This window comes from Flavobacterium pedocola, assembly GCF_053764385.1.
In genome coordinates this window covers 564,818-582,171 of sequence record NZ_JBSNCR010000002.1, presented here as the reverse complement: position 1 = coordinate 582,171, position 17,354 = coordinate 564,818, and the positions used below count along the sequence as shown (strand labels likewise).

Annotated in this window: 16 protein-coding genes and 2 tRNA genes; 6 read left to right on the top strand and 12 right to left on the bottom strand. The window is 42.7% G+C overall.

Annotated elements, in window-relative coordinates; translation table 11 throughout:
* Positions 1 to 172: 172 nt before the first annotated feature.
* Together mfd and ACWPKD_RS06665 are read right to left on the bottom strand one after the other, a co-directional pair.
* On the bottom strand, positions 173 to 3,484 hold the full coding sequence (gene mfd / locus ACWPKD_RS06670) for a transcription-repair coupling factor (protein WP_455411968.1): 3,312 nt from the start codon (positions 3,482 to 3,484) through the stop codon (positions 173 to 175).
* A gap of 46 nt (positions 3,485 to 3,530) precedes the next feature.
* On the bottom strand, positions 3,531 to 4,118 hold the full coding sequence (locus ACWPKD_RS06665) for a hypothetical protein (protein ID WP_455411886.1): 588 nt from the start codon (positions 4,116 to 4,118) through the stop codon (positions 3,531 to 3,533).
* A 166-nt stretch (positions 4,119 to 4,284) separates the two neighbouring features.
* On the opposite strand from ACWPKD_RS06665, the gene ACWPKD_RS06660 reads away from it, so the two are divergent.
* Positions 4,285 to 5,229, top strand: a complete 945-nt coding sequence (locus ACWPKD_RS06660; RefSeq protein ID WP_455411885.1) for an L-threonine 3-dehydrogenase — start codon at positions 4,285 to 4,287, stop codon at positions 5,227 to 5,229.
* Between the two features lie 48 nt (positions 5,230 to 5,277).
* Here ACWPKD_RS06660 and ACWPKD_RS06655 read toward each other — a convergent pair whose 3' ends face one another.
* The 6 genes from ACWPKD_RS06655 to ACWPKD_RS06630 form a co-directional block, all read right to left on the bottom strand.
* On the bottom strand, positions 5,278 to 5,859 hold the full coding sequence (locus ACWPKD_RS06655; protein WP_455411884.1) for a hypothetical protein: 582 nt from the start codon (positions 5,857 to 5,859) through the stop codon (positions 5,278 to 5,280).
* Positions 5,860 to 5,877: 18 nt separating this feature from the next.
* Positions 5,878 to 6,315 (bottom strand): hypothetical protein, encoded by a 438-nt coding sequence (locus ACWPKD_RS06650; RefSeq protein WP_455411883.1) that lies wholly within the window; start codon positions 6,313 to 6,315, stop codon positions 5,878 to 5,880.
* A 117-nt stretch (positions 6,316 to 6,432) separates the two neighbouring features.
* Positions 6,433 to 6,933, bottom strand: a complete 501-nt coding sequence (locus ACWPKD_RS06645; RefSeq protein WP_455411882.1) for a nuclear transport factor 2 family protein — start codon at positions 6,931 to 6,933, stop codon at positions 6,433 to 6,435.
* Between the two features lie 13 nt (positions 6,934 to 6,946).
* On the bottom strand, positions 6,947 to 8,233 hold the full coding sequence (locus ACWPKD_RS06640; RefSeq protein WP_455411881.1) for an NAD-dependent succinate-semialdehyde dehydrogenase: 1,287 nt from the start codon (positions 8,231 to 8,233) through the stop codon (positions 6,947 to 6,949).
* A 176-nt stretch (positions 8,234 to 8,409) separates the two neighbouring features.
* On the bottom strand, positions 8,410 to 8,709 hold the full coding sequence (trxA, locus tag ACWPKD_RS06635) for a thioredoxin (protein ID WP_455411880.1): 300 nt from the start codon (positions 8,707 to 8,709) through the stop codon (positions 8,410 to 8,412).
* Between the two features lie 3 nt (positions 8,710 to 8,712).
* Complete coding sequence (locus tag ACWPKD_RS06630; RefSeq protein ID WP_455411879.1) at positions 8,713 to 8,904, bottom strand: hypothetical protein; 192 nt, start codon at positions 8,902 to 8,904, stop codon at positions 8,713 to 8,715.
* A 274-nt stretch (positions 8,905 to 9,178) separates the two neighbouring features.
* On the opposite strand from ACWPKD_RS06630, the gene ACWPKD_RS06625 reads away from it, so the two are divergent.
* From ACWPKD_RS06625 to ACWPKD_RS06610, 4 genes are all read left to right on the top strand, one after another.
* Complete coding sequence (locus tag ACWPKD_RS06625; RefSeq protein WP_455411878.1) at positions 9,179 to 9,400, top strand: lmo0937 family membrane protein; 222 nt, start codon at positions 9,179 to 9,181, stop codon at positions 9,398 to 9,400.
* Between the two features lie 71 nt (positions 9,401 to 9,471).
* Positions 9,472 to 9,909: a hypothetical protein gene (locus tag ACWPKD_RS06620; RefSeq protein WP_455411877.1), complete on the top strand. Its 438-nt coding sequence runs from the start codon at positions 9,472 to 9,474 to the stop codon at positions 9,907 to 9,909.
* Positions 9,910 to 10,492: 583 nt separating this feature from the next.
* Positions 10,493 to 11,608 (top strand): DEAD/DEAH box helicase, encoded by a 1,116-nt coding sequence (locus ACWPKD_RS06615; RefSeq protein WP_455411876.1) that lies wholly within the window; start codon positions 10,493 to 10,495, stop codon positions 11,606 to 11,608.
* A 114-nt stretch (positions 11,609 to 11,722) separates the two neighbouring features.
* Positions 11,723 to 11,968, top strand: a complete 246-nt coding sequence (locus tag ACWPKD_RS06610) for a hypothetical protein (RefSeq protein ID WP_455411875.1) — start codon at positions 11,723 to 11,725, stop codon at positions 11,966 to 11,968.
* A gap of 67 nt (positions 11,969 to 12,035) precedes the next feature.
* On the opposite strand, the gene ACWPKD_RS06605 is transcribed toward ACWPKD_RS06610, so the two are convergent.
* The 4 genes from ACWPKD_RS06605 to ACWPKD_RS06590 all read right to left on the bottom strand — a co-directional run bounded on the left by ACWPKD_RS06605 (position 12,036) and on the right by ACWPKD_RS06590 (position 15,883).
* Positions 12,036 to 12,109: transfer RNA gene (locus ACWPKD_RS06605), tRNA-Asn, on the bottom strand.
* Between the two features lie 37 nt (positions 12,110 to 12,146).
* A tRNA-Asn gene (locus ACWPKD_RS06600) sits at positions 12,147 to 12,220 on the bottom strand.
* A 72-nt stretch (positions 12,221 to 12,292) separates the two neighbouring features.
* Complete coding sequence (locus ACWPKD_RS06595) at positions 12,293 to 13,885, bottom strand: site-2 protease family protein (RefSeq protein ID WP_455411874.1); 1,593 nt, start codon at positions 13,883 to 13,885, stop codon at positions 12,293 to 12,295.
* 75 nt (positions 13,886 to 13,960) lie between these two features.
* The gene (locus ACWPKD_RS06590) at positions 13,961 to 15,883 is read right to left on the bottom strand and encodes a M1 family aminopeptidase (protein ID WP_455411873.1); all 1,923 of its coding nucleotides are present in this window, start codon (positions 15,881 to 15,883) and stop codon (positions 13,961 to 13,963) included.
* 175 nt (positions 15,884 to 16,058) lie between these two features.
* Here ACWPKD_RS06590 and serS point away from each other — a divergent pair, with 175 nt between their 5' ends.
* Complete coding sequence (gene serS / locus ACWPKD_RS06585; protein ID WP_455411872.1) at positions 16,059 to 17,330, top strand: serine--tRNA ligase; 1,272 nt, start codon at positions 16,059 to 16,061, stop codon at positions 17,328 to 17,330.
* Positions 17,331 to 17,354: the final 24 nt, after the last annotated feature.

The following is a 17,354-nucleotide window of genomic DNA, read 5'->3' as shown; positions in this document are numbered from 1 at the left end:
TTTTTTTGTAATATAACTTTGTCTTAAACTTGGTAACAATCTGATAAACTTATAGTAACATCGTTTCGCGTCTTAAACAGCATTTTTGCAGTGACAAAAGCGCTTTTAGGTAAGCCGTGTGTTATTATTCAAAAAAAACCTCCATTCGTTCTGATTGGAGGTTTTGTTTTTTTTACATCATTTCTATTAATTCCAGTGCGCGTTTAATCGATTTTACATTTTCAAAAGTTAGCAGCAATCGCAAACCGTTCTTGGTTTCCTTCTCTTTCATTTTACAGAGGTTGCCGTTTTGCTGGACAAATTGCAATACTTTCATAAATTTAGCCGACTGGTAGTAGGCGGATTGTTGGTCGGAAACAAAATACCCTACCATTTTGCCTTGTTTCAAAACTAATTTTTCTATACCGATGTGCGTCGCTTTCCATTTGATGCGAATGCTGTTCAATAACGCCACGGCTTGTTTTGGCAAGGCCCCGAAACGGTCGATCAGTTTTTGTTCGTATTGCGTTAAGGCTTCTTCGCTTTTGATTAAACTCAGTTCGTTGTACAGGTTGAGTCGTTCCGAGATGTTGTTGATGTATTCGTCCGGGAACAAAAGTTCGAAATCGGTATCGATCTGTAAATCCTTTACGTATTCTTTGGTTTCGATGTCGTTGTCTTCCGGGTATAAATCCTTGAATTCGTTTTCTTTCAGCTCATCAAGAGCTTCGTTCATGATTTTCTGGTAGGTTTCAAATCCGATTTCATTAATGAAACCACTCTGTTCCCCGCCCAGCAAATCGCCGGCGCCACGGATTTCCAGATCTTTCATGGCGATGTTGAATCCGCTGCCCAATTCGCTGAATTGTTCCAATGCCTGAATACGTTTTCGTGCTTCGTCGGTCATCGCCGAATACGGTGGACAGATGAAATAACAGAACGCTTTTTTATTGCTTCGGCCCACACGCCCGCGCATCTGATGCAAATCGGACAAACCGAAATTATTGGCATTGTTGATGAAAATCGTATTGGCATTCGGGACATCCAAACCGCTTTCGATAATCGTTGTAGCGACCAAAACGTCGAAATCCCCGTCCATGAAGGCGAGCATGAGTTCCTCGAGTTTTTTACCGTCCATCTGGCCATGTCCTACGCCTACTTTGGCACCGGGCACCAAACGCTGGATCATTCCTGCTATTTCCTTGATGTTTTCAATTCGGTTGTTGATGAAATACACCTGTCCGCCCCTTTCAATCTCATAGGAAATCGCATCACGGATCACTTCTTCGTTAAAACCGACCACTTGCGTATCAATCGGATAGCGGTTAGGCGGCGGTGTGGTTATGACCGATAAATCTCGGGCCGCCATCAGCGAAAACTGTAACGTTCTCGGAATCGGGGTGGCCGTCAAGGTTAGCGTATCTACGTTATGTGCGATGGTTTTCAGTTTGTCTTTTACGTTTACGCCGAATTTTTGCTCTTCGTCTACGATCAGCAGGCCTAAATCTTTAAATACCACATTTTTATTCACCAACTGATGCGTTCCGATGATGATGTCCAGTTTTCCCGATTCCAGATTCTGAAGGATTTCGTTTTTCTGTTTTGTCGTTCTGAATCGGTTGACATAACTCACATTCACCGGCATGTCTTTCAAACGTTCGCGGAAGGTTTTGTAATGCTGAAACGCCAAAATCGTCGTCGGTACCAAAACGGCTACCTGCTTACCATTGTCCACGGCTTTAAACGCGGCACGGATGGCCACTTCTGTTTTTCCGAAACCTACGTCACCACACACCAGGCGGTCCATTGGGCGGTCATTTTCCATGTCGGCTTTGACTTCCTGCGTGGCTTTTAACTGGTCGGGCGTGTCTTCGTAGATGAAAGACGATTCCAATTCCGCTTGTAAATAACTGTCCGGTGCGAAGGAATACCCTTTGTCCAAACGGCGTTTCGCGTACAATTGAATCAGGTTGAAGGCAATGTGTTTAACCCTTGCTTTGGTTTTCTGTTTTAAGGCTTTCCAGGCGTTGGAGCCTAATTTGTATATTTTCGGAGGTGCGCCGTCCTTCCCGTTGTACTTGGAAATTTTGTGCAGGGAATGAATGCTTACATAAACGATGTCATTGTCGGCATAGACCAATTTGATGGCTTCCTGCGTTTTGCCTTCCACCTGGATTTTCTGCAATCCGCCGAATTTCCCAATCCCGTGATCGATATGCGTCACATAATCGCCAACGGAAAGGGTGTTCAGTTCCTTCAGGGTAATGGTCTGTTTTTTGGAATAGCCGTTTTTCAGGTTGAACTTGTGATAACGCTCAAAGATCTGGTGGTCGGTATAACAGGCCAGTTGTAATTCTTCATCGATAAAACCTTGAAATAAAGGGAAAACGATGGTATGGTATTGTTTGCGGATATTCTCATGATTCGCTTCGTCCAGACTTTCAAAAATGTCGTGAAAACGTTTCGCCTGACCCTCATTGGCACAGAACAAATAGTTTTTGATGCCGTTAAAATGGTTGTCGTTCAGGTTGTTTAAAAGCAAATCAAATTGTTTGTTGAACGAAGGCTGCGGCTGGATGTGGAATTCAAAAGCTTTTTCAGTGCGGAAAACTGCTTTGGAAGCCAATTCCACCAAGGTGAAATCCAGTGCTTTTTTTACAAACGACTGCTGGTTCACAAACATCGCTTCCGGTGAAGCATGCTGTATGTCTTTCGACAGTTTTTCAAAAGCTTCGGTCGCTTTGCCGAACAATTTGTCAAGCTGCGTGAGTAATAAATCGGTATTCTGAAGGAATACAACCGTCTGCGGGCTGATGTAATCCAAAAAGCTTTCGCGGTTTTCTTTCAGGAATTTGTTTTCCACATTGGGAATGATGCTGATTTTCTTCTGTTTTTCCAAAGAAAGCTGGGTTTCCACATCGAAGGTCCGGATGGAATCCACTTCGTTCCCGAAAAACTCGATACGGTACGGGTTGTCATTTGAAAAAGAGAACACGTCTATGATTCCTCCACGCACGGAAAATTCGCCCGGTTCGGAAACAAAATCCACGCGTTTGAAGTTGTATTCGAACAGAACCTCGTTGATAAAATCAATCGAAATGGAATCGGCAACGGCTACTTTCAGGGTGTTTTTATCTAACTCTTTTCGGGTAACGACTTTTTCAAAAAGCGCATCGGGATAGGTGACAATGATAGCCGGTTTCTTGCGCGAGTTGATGCGGTTCAACACTTCGGCACGCAGCAAAACATTGGCATTGTCGGTTTCTTCGATCTGATAAGGACGACGGTAAGAACCGGGATAAAACAAGACATCCTGATCGTTAATCAGATTTTCCAGATCGTTCAGGTAGTACGCCGCTTCTTCCTTGTCCTGAAAAATCAATAAATACGGTAAATCGGTTTTGGTGAAAAGGGCTTCCGTGACATACGACAACGACGAACCGATCAGGCCTTTTACCTGGATTTTGGTTTCGCGTTTTTGAAGTTGTTCGGCAATTTGGGCCACTTTTGCCGATTGATGGTACTTATGTTGGATTTCGGTTTTCAACGTTTTACGGTTTTGGTTCCTGAACTTCACGACGGGCATGTCGGGCGGTGTCTAAAGCCTGAAGCATGATCATTTCGCCTTCTTCTTTTGGGATTTCGCTTTTTATGATGATTTCACTCATCTGGTTCTGGATCGAGGTTACTTCGAAAGAAATCTCCGGTAAAAGCTGCAATACCTTATTGGTTTGGATGAATTGCAGGTTCATGTAGGTTTCCAGGGATTTTATTTTCGTCTGCAGCGTTGAAATCCTTGCTCTTACTGCGGGTTTGTCAAAAAGTCCCGGGATGTTGTTGGTCAACGAGTCTACCCGGGTGCTTAAATTTTTGGATTTAATACGGAAAGCGTTTAGTGAGCTTTTCGGCTGCTGATGCAACTCCTGATTGAAAACGCGCCATTCATTCCAGCGGTGGATGTGCGCCTGAACTTTAGGGTTTACGGGAGCCGTATTGAATTTCCAGTTTCGGCTGATTACCGTAAAAACGGAATCGTTATGTTTTGAAGCTCGTTCGCTGTCGGCCATGCGGTCTTCCTTGTCGTTGCAGGAAAAGAAAACAGTGCTTAACAGCAATAAAACGGTAACTATTTTTTTCATGATTCGGCTTTAGGAAAGCAAATGTACAAATGTTCTGGGAATCTGCTTTTTTTGATAGGAATATGTTAACTAAAATAGCGTTTTTTGTGAATCGGTAATTTTGAAAGAAAATAGAAAGGCAGTTTTTCGTAAAAAGAGTATTTTTGTAAGCAACAAACTAACACAAATGAGCACGAAAATATTAATCATCGGCGCCTGCGGACAAATTGGTACCGAACTGACGGCCAAACTTAGGGCTACTTACGGAACGGAAAACGTAATTGCTTCCGACATCCGAAAACTGGAAAACGAAGTAGTACAGAACGGAATTTTTGAAGTAGTCAATGCCCTTGATTATAACCAGATCGAGAATCTGATCGAAAAATATGAGATTACCGATGTGTACCTTATGGCAGCTTTATTGTCAGCCACTGCGGAGAAAAACCCTGCCTTTGCCTGGGATCTGAACATGAATTCCTTGTTTCACGTCTTGAATCTGGCCAAAGCGGGAAAAATCAAGAAAATTTTCTGGCCTTCCAGTATCGCCGTTTTCGGACCGACTACCCCTAGAGACAATACGCCACAATACACCGTGATGGAACCTTCTACGGTTTACGGGATTTCTAAACAATCCGGCGAGCGTTGGTGTGAATACTACCACAAGCAATACGGGGTGGATGTGCGAAGCATCCGTTATCCGGGACTTATTTCCTGGACAACGCCACCGGGAGGCGGAACTACAGATTATGCTGTGGATATTTATTACAAAGCTTTATCCGATAAAAAATATACCTGTTTCCTTTCTGAAAATACGGCCTTGCCGATGATGTATATGGATGATGCCATTAAAGCGACCATCAGCATCATGCAGGCGCCGGAGGAACAGATTAAGGTGCGTTCTTCCTATAATTTATCGGCTATCAGTTTTACACCGAAAGAAATTGCGGAATCCATCCGTCAGCATATCCCGGACTTCACCATCGATTACGCTCCTGATTTCCGTCAGGCCATCGCGGATTCCTGGCCGGCAAGCATAGACGATACCGTGGCACGAAACGACTGGGGTTGGAACAACGATTACGATATGGAACGAATGACTTCCGTAATGCTTGAAAACCTTTCAAAAAAATAACAGAAAAGCTACCCAAAGGGTAGCTTTCTTTTTTAAGCTAAACACAATTTAGGGTTGCACAATTTGGGTTCGGAGTGATTCCAGAACCGCAACCACCTCATTAATTATTTCCGGATCGGTTACGCCGTTTAATCCTGCTGCAGCACCAACATAACCAATAAACTTATTGTAATTGGTATTGGTTGCCACCGTTCCCATTCTGGGATTCATGGCAGGGTTGTGGGCTGCTGACATGCTCAGACCGGTATAGGTATTGGTAGCACCACCACCAGTATTGGCGGAGAAGAAATCGGTCAGGTTTTTGCTCAGCACCGCAACATTGGTAGTATTTCCCCCTGAAACTTCGCCTACCAAAGGTGCAAAATGAGCGCTGAAATTTCCTTCGGAACCGGCCACAATATCGGCTACAATCAGGGTAATGGTGCTGTCTACCACGGAACGATATGCCAAGCGGCCTTTTTCTATCATTGCTCCCGGGTTGTTTGGGTCTGCTACCATGGTAGAACCGCCTAATTTTTGGTAGAGACTTTTTTGCATGGTTGCATTGTCATCATTGTCATTGCAGGAAGTAATGAAGACCAAAGCTCCACAACAGAGTGCAAGAATTACAAGTTTAGAAAACGTTTTCATAGTATTTTGAATTATAGATTACTTAAAGATGCGTTGGACTCCTCTTGAGAATTTGTAGCGGAAACTGTTGGTGTTCATTACCGGGCATACCTTTCTGTTGGCGGTTTCCTGGAAAACGATGTAACGCTCGGCTCTGTAATTTCCCTTTGCCATAAGTTGACGGAAAACGCTTTCCGAGTTCACGATGCGGTTATCATGGAAATACACCAATACACCGGTTTGCGTATTGATTCTGTCGTTTTTTACACCGGTAATTGTTTTCAGGTGTCGGTGTATTTCTTTGGCTTTGAGCGGATCAATAGGTTCTTTAAAGTCGATTCGGCTTATCTGTAAAGTGGCATTGTCGTATTCCGCCGGTTTCACAGTTGCTAGGTGAACAACTAAAACAAGAAACAGCAGTGTAAAGGTTCCTAAAATACCGCTGATTGTCCATTTCAGGGTTTTGCTGACTTTCATAAGCTTTCGTTTAAATGGTTGTTAGAAGTATTTACGAGAAAAAGAAAAGCCTGGTTTTAGAAAGCCGGAAAAAGTTATAAAAAAAACCTGTTCGGATGGAACAGGTTGTGTTGGGTGTTATTTTTTCAGTTTCGTTATGAAAGCGTCTTCAATCGGGGCTTTGATTTTTATGACTTCGTCAACATTGTCGTTTGGAACGGTCATCGATAGGACGTAATGTTTTATTTTCCAGACTTTGTTTTCTTTTACCAATACCCCTGAACCGCGGCAGATTTTCATTTGGGTGTCCAGTAATTCATCGAACCAGGCTGTTTTGCCGTCTTTGCTGAAATAGACATGACGTTCCAAGGCTTTGAAGTTCCACGCGCGGCCTCGGTCAAAATAAGGCTTGGCAAAATCCTGAAACGCTTTTTTGTCCCAATTTTCCGTGGCATCGGTCCCGATAAAAATGGACTCGTCGGACATGGCCCCGAAATAGTTTTTGAAGTTGGCCTCTGCGGCGGCTTTATGCCAGTCGTCCAAAAGTGTAATAATGGCTTTTTTTTCAGGTGATGTTTGAGCTTTGCCGGTATATGCAGACAAAGTGAGAACGGTAAGTACTAAAAACAGTTTTTTCATGAGTGAGGGTGTGTTATTTGTTAATTACGACAGTTTTGATGTTGACGAATTCCTTAATGCCTTCTTCGGACAGTTCTCTTCCGTAGCCTGATTTTTTGATGCCGCCAAAGGGTAACCTCGGATCGGATTTGACCATTTCGTTGATGAAAACGGCGCCTTCGTTAAAGTCCGGGATGTGTTTTTTAAGCGATTCGATGTCTTGGGTAAAAACCGAAACACCTAAGCCAAATTCCGACTGATTGCTAATGGCGATGGCTTCTTCTATGGTGTCAAAAGAAAGCAAAGCAGCAACGGGCCCAAAGGTTTCTTCTTTGAAAACTGGCATGTCGGGCGTGATGTTGGTCAGTATCGTCGGGGCATAAAAAGCCTTGTCTCTTTTTCCTCCTAAAAGTACTTTGGCACCCATTGCTATGGATTTGGAGACTTGTTTTTCAAGGTCTTCCGCTAAATCGATACGGGCCAGCGCGCCAATTTGGGTTTCAGGATTCATGGGGTCGCCGGTTTTCAGTTGGCTCACGGCTGTTTTGTATTTTTCTGTAAAAACTTCGAATATGGGCTGCTGGATCAAAAAGCGTTTGGCAGCAATACAGCTTTGTCCGGCATTCTGCATGCGCGCGTTGACGGCTACGGCTACGGCTTTGTCCAAATCGGCATCTTGGCAAACAATAAAGGCATTGCTTCCGCCTAGTTCCAGCAGGGATTTCTTCAGGTGTTTTCCGGCCTGTGCGGCAACAGCACTTCCTGCGGCTTCACTTCCGGTGAGCGAAACGGCTTTGATTTCCGGATGCGCAATCACTTCGGCTACTTTATCGCTGGAAAGATGAAGGTTCTGGTAAACGCCTATGGGAAAATCGCTTTCCAAAAACAAAGCTTCAATACTTTCGGCCGATTGCGGAACATTGCTCGCGTGTTTGACCATCACGACATTACCCGCCAGTAGGGAAGGAATCGCAAAACGGAATACTTGCCAAAACGGGAAATTCCAGGGCATGACCCCTAATAAAACCCCTAAAGGCTCATAGGAGATAAAGCTTTGGAGGGTTTCTGTTGTAATGGTTTTTGGCTGCAGTAAACGGGCTGCGTTTTCAGCATAATACTCACATAAGAGGCCGCATTTGTCCACTTCGGCCAGGGATTGGGTAATGGGTTTGCCCATTTCCCGGGTGATGATGGCTGCGTAGTGCTCCCGGTTTTGATGAAGCACCTGTTTAAGTTCCCTGATATAGGCAATCCGTTGTGTCAGCGGAGTGGCTTTCCAGTATCCGAAGGCTTCCTGAGCAGTATTTATCTTGGTTTGCATACCTGTAGTGTTGTGAAACGTAAAGTTAAGGTATTCGTGTGAAAAACACTTCGATTTTGTAGGGTTTAATTGTTAGGCTTTACACGGACTATGTAAGGCTTTGGCATGGCTTTAGCATGGCTTTACTATGGAGTAAGTACGGCTTTGTGTTATAGTTTACTAAGTTTGGGTTTCGATTATTGGCCGTGTTGGCGAATGAGGGAAATGAGGTCGTTTTTGGAAAGCAATCCGGATTGGCGCCAGACCTGTTTTCCGTTTTTGAACAGCAACAGAGTCGGAACACTGCGGACCTGGAACTGCGCTGCAATGGCCGGGTTTTTGTCGATGTCTATTTTAATGATGGTTGCCTGGTCACCCAATTCGTCTTTGACCTGTTTCAGTATGGGACTCATGGTCTGACAGGGCCCGCACCAGGTAGCGAAAAAATCAACCAGCACCGGATGTTCTTTGTTTACGATTTCAGAAAAAGTACTCATAGGTTATTGTTTTTGATTGGGAAGGTTGCAGCCTCTGTTGTTGCAGCCGAAATTAAACACGGCCTGAACCAAAAAGAATATTGCGAACAGGTAAAATACCCATTGGTCAGTTTCCCATGCCTGCCAGGCTGAAAAAATGGCCAAAGCCAGCCGGAAAAAGCGCATAAAGTGCCAGTGTTTTAAATTTTTGTTCATGATGTTAAAAGTACTAAATTCAGGAAAATGTAGTGCAACTTTTGTTACGATTGAAGATGTAATAAATGGCAGTGTTTGTTTTTGAATAATTTCGGCCCCTTTGGGCGTTTTAAAAAGGGATTTATTGATGCAGTAAATTAAACCGTGTTTTGTGTTGTTTCTAGCTGGAATAGCCGTACCTTTATAAAGGAGCAGTTTGTGAGCTCCATTACTTCAATTGATAATCACCTCTTCATAGTGTTTAGCTGACAGTTTTTTGATGGTATAGACGGAAATGTTGGGATTTTTCCAATATTTGGATATTACGCAGTATAACTTAACAATAAACATCATGAAAATTTTTTATAACAGTATTGCAATACTACTTATGATTTTATGGGGGATTAGTTTCTTTATGGGCAATATGAGTTCCCTTATACACTTATTGCTGGTTCCAATGGCTGTAATTTTAGTTTTTGATTGTATCGGAATTTTTAGACTTCTGCATAAGACGTAATAGATTGGTTTTTTGAAATTGGCGGTATTGTTTAGCGTCAATGCTTTTTTGTAACATGAAGTAGGTATAAAATGAAAACATTACACAGTATATTGTCTGAAAAGATATTTTCCTTAACGGAGAAAATCCACGAAAACTTTCCTGCGCTTTATGAGCATTTGAGTGAAACACCTTTTTCTTTGAAAGTTTACAATGGACATGAAGTTGAGGATGTTGACCTGATTCATTATTTAGAGGAGTTGGTTTTTCAAATGAACTTTTGCAAGAAAATGGCTGTTGAGTGTAAAGACAACACAACAGCTTATAGTTTAAAAAATTTAAACGACACTTCGGAATCCCAGAATGAAAACTGGGGAGAGCAAAAGGAGAAATTATTGGAAAGGTATTCCGCTTTGAGTGAAACAGATTTGTTTTTTTTAGAAGGGAAAAAAGTAGAAATGCTCGAGAAAGTCCGAAAAATATTATGCCTGACAAAAGAAGAACTTAGGTTGGTACTCTCCAGGTTTTAATTTTTAAGGATTGTGCGATAAGAGAAAAGCATCAGCAGAACTGGTGCTTTTTTGTTGTTTTATTTTTGAACTATCTGATTTTCAACGAGTTTTTATAGTTGAAATTATTATTTTTTTGAAGTTTTGTCCTCAAAAAAGGCTTTCTTAAATATATTATGTCTAGCTTTGTCGCCTATTGGTTTTCTGCCAGTGCTTGTTCTGATCTGTAAATTTGTTGTCTTTTTCTCTTCAGTTTGGCGTTTCAGTTGCCGTTTTATTAATTTAAACAAATTTACATCATGAACTTTTGCGGGAGTATGAGATGTCATAACTTCAGCAATTCAATTCCCTGATTTATTTAGTGTTGTATACTAAAGGAGGTACTCCGACAAAAATAATCACGGCCGATTTTCTGACTTGCAGGATGTATAGTCCGGTGTGCTGTTCTGATTGATTCTCCAAAGACCTTTGGTATTTCACTGCCTTTTACAATCACCCAAAATCGAACCATTAAGCATGAATTAGTGCTTTTAACAAAACGTCAAAACTTAAGAAATGAATTTTGACATTAAAAAGCTGGTCAACAGCTACTAAATTTTACATTATGACATTTGAAAACTTAACTATAATACCTCCCATACTCAAGGTGCTTGAGCGGGAACACTATTTTTCCCCCACACCTATACAAGAGCAGGTTATTCCATTGATTTTGCAGGGTAAGGATGTGTTGGGATGCGCACAAACAGGAACAGGAAAAACAGCTGCTTTTGCTTTGCCTGTTTTGCAGCAATTGGCACTTCGACAAGCGGGACAGCCCAAAGCTATAAGAGTATTGGTACTGACACCAACAAGGGAGTTGGCAATTCAGGTAGGGGCTAATTTTGCCTGTTATGGAAGTCACCTTAATTTAAGATGTGCGACAATTTTCGGCGGGGTGTCACAGTTCCATCAGGTAAAAGCCCTGAAGGCTGGTGCCGATATACTCGTGGCGACCCCTGGACGCTTACTGGATTTGATGAGCCAAAAGCTGATCAATCTTTCCCATTTGGAAATTTTTGTGCTGGATGAAGCCGACCGAATGCTGGATATGGGCTTTGTGCATGATGTGAAGAAGGTTGTGGCCTGTCTTCCAGTTAAAAGACAAACACTTCTTTTTTCAGCTACTATGCCAAAATCCATACAACAACTTGCAGACAGCCTGCTGAAATATCCGGTTTGCGTTAGTGTTGATCCGGTGTCTTCAGCTTCACAAGCCGTTACCCAGTCGGTATATTTTGTGGAAAAGAACGAGAAGGAACAATTGCTTTCCTCCCTGCTGAATGATTCCGGAATTTTGAGATCGTTGGTTTTTACCCGCACCAAGAGAGGGGCAAATCAGTTAGTGAAAAAGCTTAACAGCCTGGGGATTTTGGCAGCGGCTATCCATGGTAATAAATCCCAGAATGCCCGTCAGAAAGCGTTGGAAGATTTTAAACAAAATGCTTTACGTGTGCTGGTGGCTACGGATATTGCGGCAAGAGGTGTTGATATAGACGATTTGCCTCATGTGGTGAATTATGACCTTCCGGACATTCCCGAGACCTATGTGCACAGGATTGGACGAACAGGCCGCGGCGGTAAAAGCGGTACAGCTGTTTCTTTTTGCAGCAGAGAAGAAAAAGCAGATCTTAAAAGTATTGAAAAGTTAATAGGGGTAACTCTTTCCGTTTCCTGCATTTAATGCGGGATTATAGCTGTTGAAAGTCTTGTCGAAACCCATTGGCAATTATGTCAATTAGTTGATAAGGCTATGATAAACAGTACAAATTATTGATAAATTTAAAATAGCAGACTTATGGCAGATTCTTTTTCAAAAAAAGAAAACAAAAAGAAGAAAATATTAAAGAAGAAATCCAAAGACCAGAAAAAGGAAGACCGAAAAGTAAATAACAATAAAGGGAAAGGGTTTGAAAGCATGCTTGTATACGTGGATGAAAACGGTCATTTAACATCAACACCGCCCGAAATTAAGAAACCTGTGGAAACGAAGGGAAATCCTCCGATTATGGCAAAACCGAAAGACAATAGTAAAGTAGGTTAGCGGGAATGGGTTGTTGAAGATTGGTTATAAAAGAAAAAGGCTTCGCATTACTGCGAAGCCTTTTTTGCTCCCCCTCTTGGGCTCGAACCAAGGACCCTCTGATTAACAGTCAGATGCTCTAACCAACTGAGCTAAGGAGGAATCACCTTAAAAGGTTAATATGTTTGCTAAAAAGTTGCTCCCCCTCTTGGGCTCGAACCAAGGACCCTCTGATTAACAGTCAGATGCTCTAACCAACTGAGCTAAGGAGGAAGATTAATATCTTTTTAGCGAGTGCAAATATAATTGAATTTTTATATCCGCAAATAAAAAATTACGTTTTTTTTAGAAAAATTTATCGGAAATAAGTTCGAAAATATCTTTCCCGAAGGTTAATGCCATTAGACTCAGCAAGATAATCATACCGCCGGTTTGAACATGTCCCATAGCTTTTTCACTTAAAGTTTTGCCGGTAATCATTTCAGCAATGGTAAATAAAGCGTGACCGCCGTCCAGTCCCGGTATCGGTAAAAGGTTCATGAACGCCAATCCGATGGAGAACAAAGCAGTGAAATTCCAGATGAATTCCCAGTCCCAGTGTTCCGGTAAGGCACGAGCGATACCGATTGGGCTTTTTACGTGTTTGTACGCTTCGGTTTTAGGACGTAAAATAAGTTTGAATTGTTTTACATTGTAAATAATCAGTTGCCATGATTCTTCGACAGCAGCCGTAACCGCATTCCCGAAGCTCATTTTGTTTACGATTTCGTAATCAGGTGTCGAAGCGGATTTCATTGCGATACCCAGCTTGCCGTTCTTGCCAATAGTGGCCTGCAGCGTTAACGGTTGTTCGTTGCGGACGATGTTAAGGGAAATCTTTTTCCCGGCTTCCTTTTTAATACCCGCTTTAAATTCGTGGAAATAGGTAAAGGTTTGGTTGTTGAATCCTACAATCTTATCGTTTTCCTGCAGCTTGATGTTCTCTGCTTCGGAGTCCGGTGCAACTACTTTTATAGTCGATTGGTTCAGTAGATGAACCGGGGCTATATATGTTTTTTCGTCGAAACCTGTTTCCCCTTTCTTATCGGCTTTTAACGTGACGGTAAGCGGTTGTCCGTTGCGAAGGATGTCCAGTTGTACGTCTTTTCCTTTGTTTTGACGCATTTCCTGGGAAATCTCATCAAGATAGGTGGATTTTTTTTGGTTCACCCCGACAAGGTAATCGCCTGCTTTTAACGGAAACGGTTCTTTTTTGGAACTTACCACACTGTCAATAACGATGTCTTTCAGAAGGTTTCGGGCGCCGACAAATTCTTTTCCTTCTTTGCTGATGATTTCGGCCTTGTTTTCGTCGGTCAGTACAATAGTCTGTTTGGCACCGTTGCGCTCAATTTCCACTTTGTCGCCTAATAAAACATTCAGTACCATGCGGTTGAAACGCGGCTGGTATACACCGTCTACAGCTAAAATTTTATCGCCGTTTTCAAAGCCTACTTTATGGCCAACTGCTCCGAAGGCCAATCCTTTTTCCTGGATTTTCTCGGTAGAGATGTATTTCTGGCCGTATGTCATGTAAACTACAGTGTAAATAACCCAGGCCAATAATACATTGACAATGATTCCTCCCAACATGATGATTAAACGTTGCCAGGCCGGTTTGGAACGAAATTCCCACGGTTGCGGTTCGTTTTTCATTTGTTCGGTATCCATGCTTTCGTCGATCATTCCGGAAAGTTTCACGTAGCCGCCAATGGGAAGCCAGCCGATGCCCCATTCGGTTTCCCCGATTTTTTTCTTTAAAAGGGAGAATCCGGCATCCATGAAAAGGTAGAATTTCTCGACACGTACCTTAAACCATTTTGCAGTGATATAGTGACCGAATTCGTGAAGAATTACCAATACCGATAATATGAAAAGGATTTGTCCTACTTGAATCATTTTTGTTTATGCTTTTATTTTAAACGACAAAAGTAAGGTTTTCGCCTTACTTTTTGCCATCTTATTGAGTATTGCCTATTTTTTTATAAAATTTTTGTGAATTGTACCTTCCGAAGTGCTGATTTTTACAAAGTGAACGCCATTGGAAAGTTTTTCAATATTGATTTCGGTTTGGTGCTGCACCGTGATTAGCTGGCCTAAAGCATTATAGATTTCCGCTTTTTCAAAAATCACGTTCGAAGGCAATTGAATGTTGATTCTTTCATTGGCAGGATTCGGATACAGTTTCACGGCTTCTTCAAGGGTGAAAGAAGTATTGCCTAACGTAGCCGTACTGTTTTTTGAAATGAGGTGTTTGTTAGGGTCGAACTGCACGCCTGTAACGGTGAATGGCGCAGCCACAGTGAACAATTCGTTGTTTACGGTATTGTTCAGTACCACATCGTGCGTTAATCCTCCGGCGCCTAATAACCGAACCGGCACCGGCATTTCGAAAAACGGTACCGAAACATGCGACGATGACTGTGTTAATCGAATAGAAACCTGTCCCGGCGCAACATTGCTTGCTGTAACGGTGTAAGTTGGGTAGCCCTGCATGTATATCCAATCGTTAAAGAACTCGTCTAAATCCATGCCGGAAACGGCTTCCAGATGGTTTTGAAACTGCGGTGTTACTGCGTAACCGTAAGACAATGCCGGATCGTTCAGGTAATTGCGTAAAGCCTGAAAGAAATTCGCATCGCCTAGTTTAAAACGAAGCATGTGGGTTACCATAGAGCCTTTGTCGTAAGACAATCGGCTGCTGAAAATACGGTTTACGTCCAATGCCTGAGCATCGGTTAAATATAAGTTACCGCCTGCCTGAGAGGTGATGTTACTGATTTTTCCGTTTTTCCAGGAAACGAAATTGGAAGCCCCGTCGAAATTTTCCACTACCAGGCCGGATAAGTATTCGGTGATACCTTCGTTTAACCAGATGTCTTTCCAGGTGCCGCAAGTGATTTTATCGCCAAACCACTGATGGGCCATTTCGTGGGCAATCAAACCTCTGGACCAGCCGCCCATAAAAGAAACCGTAGTGTGTTCCATACCGCCGCCCCAGCCAAACTGTGCGTGTCCGTATTTCTCATTGCGGAAAGGGTAAGGCCCAACTAACGTTTCGTATAAATTGATGATATTAGGGGTTACGGCTAAGCTGGTTTGGGTAGACGTAGCCGATTCCGGATAAATATAGTTGACAATAGGGAAGTAGGGACTTTGTGCCGTGCCTAAGCCGCCCTGCTGGTTGTAAATCTGATAATTCGTAACCGCTATGGCAATCAGGTAAGCCGGGATTGGATAGCCGTGGTGAAAATGTGTGGTTTTATTAGCGCCGTTAATTACTGCCGATTGTTGCAAACCGTTTGAAACGCTGGTGTACGTGGAGGGTGCCGTGATGTAAACATCGATGGATTCCACTTTGTCGTTTAAGTCCTGTTTACAAGGCCACCAGTCTCTGGCTCCGAAAGGTTCGGATAAGGTGTACAGTACCGGTGTTCCGCCGTGTGTGTCTGTTGTAAAGGCAGATTCGCCTGTTGCCGGTGCTCCGGAGTAGGTGATTTTAACCGTTCCGGAATTTCCGGTTGTTAAAGTGGAAGGCAGTGTAATGACTAATTCGTTGTTGGCGTTCTGGACAAATGTTAAATTCGTTGCTCCTTGAACCACACTGCTGACTGTAAGTTGATTGGTTAAGTCAAAGGTTACTGTTGTCATGTTGGACAATGCGGTAAAAGTAGTGGTTACAACACCTGCTATGGCATAGTTGGCCGGATTGACCGTAAATTCTAATTTGTGGTAGGTTACGTTGTAGTTTTGTGTGTTTGGATTTGCACGGAAATTCATTTTGGAAGAGGCAGCTTTCATCTCCGCTTCCACCATGTGATGGTAATCTTCGTCATGATGCTGTGCCATGCTGAAGAGTGTTATGAATAATGCAAAAAGTAGGGCAGACTTTTTCATAGTTGATAAAAAATTTCCCAAATGTAAAAAAATATATAACATATTGTTATCGTTTTGTTGATTATTTAGCGAATTTTAATTTTGCATCTTTTGCACTTTGCTTTTAAGTTTTAAATAGGTAAGAATTTTTAGAAAACAAATGCTTAAATTTGCTCACTTTTAAAAATATAACCGTATGTTACAGATAGCCGTAATCAGAGAAAATCAGGAAAAAGTTATCCAGGCATTGGCCAAACGTAATTTGGATGCCAGAGCTTTAGTGGAAGGTGTAATCGCTTTAGATGAAAAGCGTCGTTCGCTTCAGGTGGAATTGGATAATCTTAAAGCGGAATCGAACAAGCTGTCCAAAGACATCGGGGAATTGATGAAAATCGGCGAAAAAGCAAAAGCCGAAATCCTAAAAGAAAAATCCGTACAGTTCAGAGAGCGCGACAAAGAAATCACCGAGGTTTTAAATGCCGTAGCGGAAGAGCTTACACAGGAATTGTACAAATTACCGAATACGCCGGCTGCTATTGTGCCACAAGGTAAAACGGCCGACGACAACGAAAATATATTTCAGGAAGGCGACATTCCGGTATTGTACGAAGGTGCTTTGCCGCACTGGGACCTGATCAAAAAATACGACATCATCGATTTTGAATTGGGAACGAAAATTACCGCACCGGGCTTTCCGGTATACAAAGGAAAAGGCGCCCGATTGCAACGCGCTTTGATTTCGTATTTTCTGGATAAAAACACCGATGCCGGTTATCAGGAATACCAAGTGCCGCATTTGGTAAACGAAGCGTCAGGCTACGGAACAGGACAATTACCGGACAAAGAAGGGCAGATGTACCACGATGCCAAAGACGATTTGTACCTGATCCCGACTGCCGAAGTGCCGGTGACCAACATCTTCCGCGATGTTATTTTACAGGAAAACGAATTGCCGGTTTTGGCCACTGCTTATACACCGTGTTTCCGTAGAGAAGCCGGTTCTTGGGGTGCACACGTTCGCGGGTTGAACCGTTTGCACCAATTTGATAAAGTGGAAATCGTTCGCATTGAGCACCCGGAGAAATCACACGAAGCTTTGGATGGTATGGTGGAGCACGTGAAAGAAATCATGCGTGAACTGAAATTGCCGTTTAGAATTTTACGTTTGTGCGGCGGCGATATGGGATTTGCATCGGCATTAACGTACGACTTCGAAGTGTTTTCAACTGCTCAGGACCGTTGGCTGGAGATTTCTTCCGTATCGAATTTTGAAACGTTCCAGGCCAATCGTCTGAAATTGCGTTTCAAAGGAAAAGACGGAAAAACACAATTAGCCCACACCTTAAACGGAAGTTCCCTGGCGTTACCGCGCATCCTTGCGGGTATCCTTGAGAACTATCAGACACCGGAAGGAATAGTGATTCCGGAAGTGTTGCGCAAGTACACCGGATTCGACATCATAAATTAACAAAATCTTAGGTATAGTAACGAT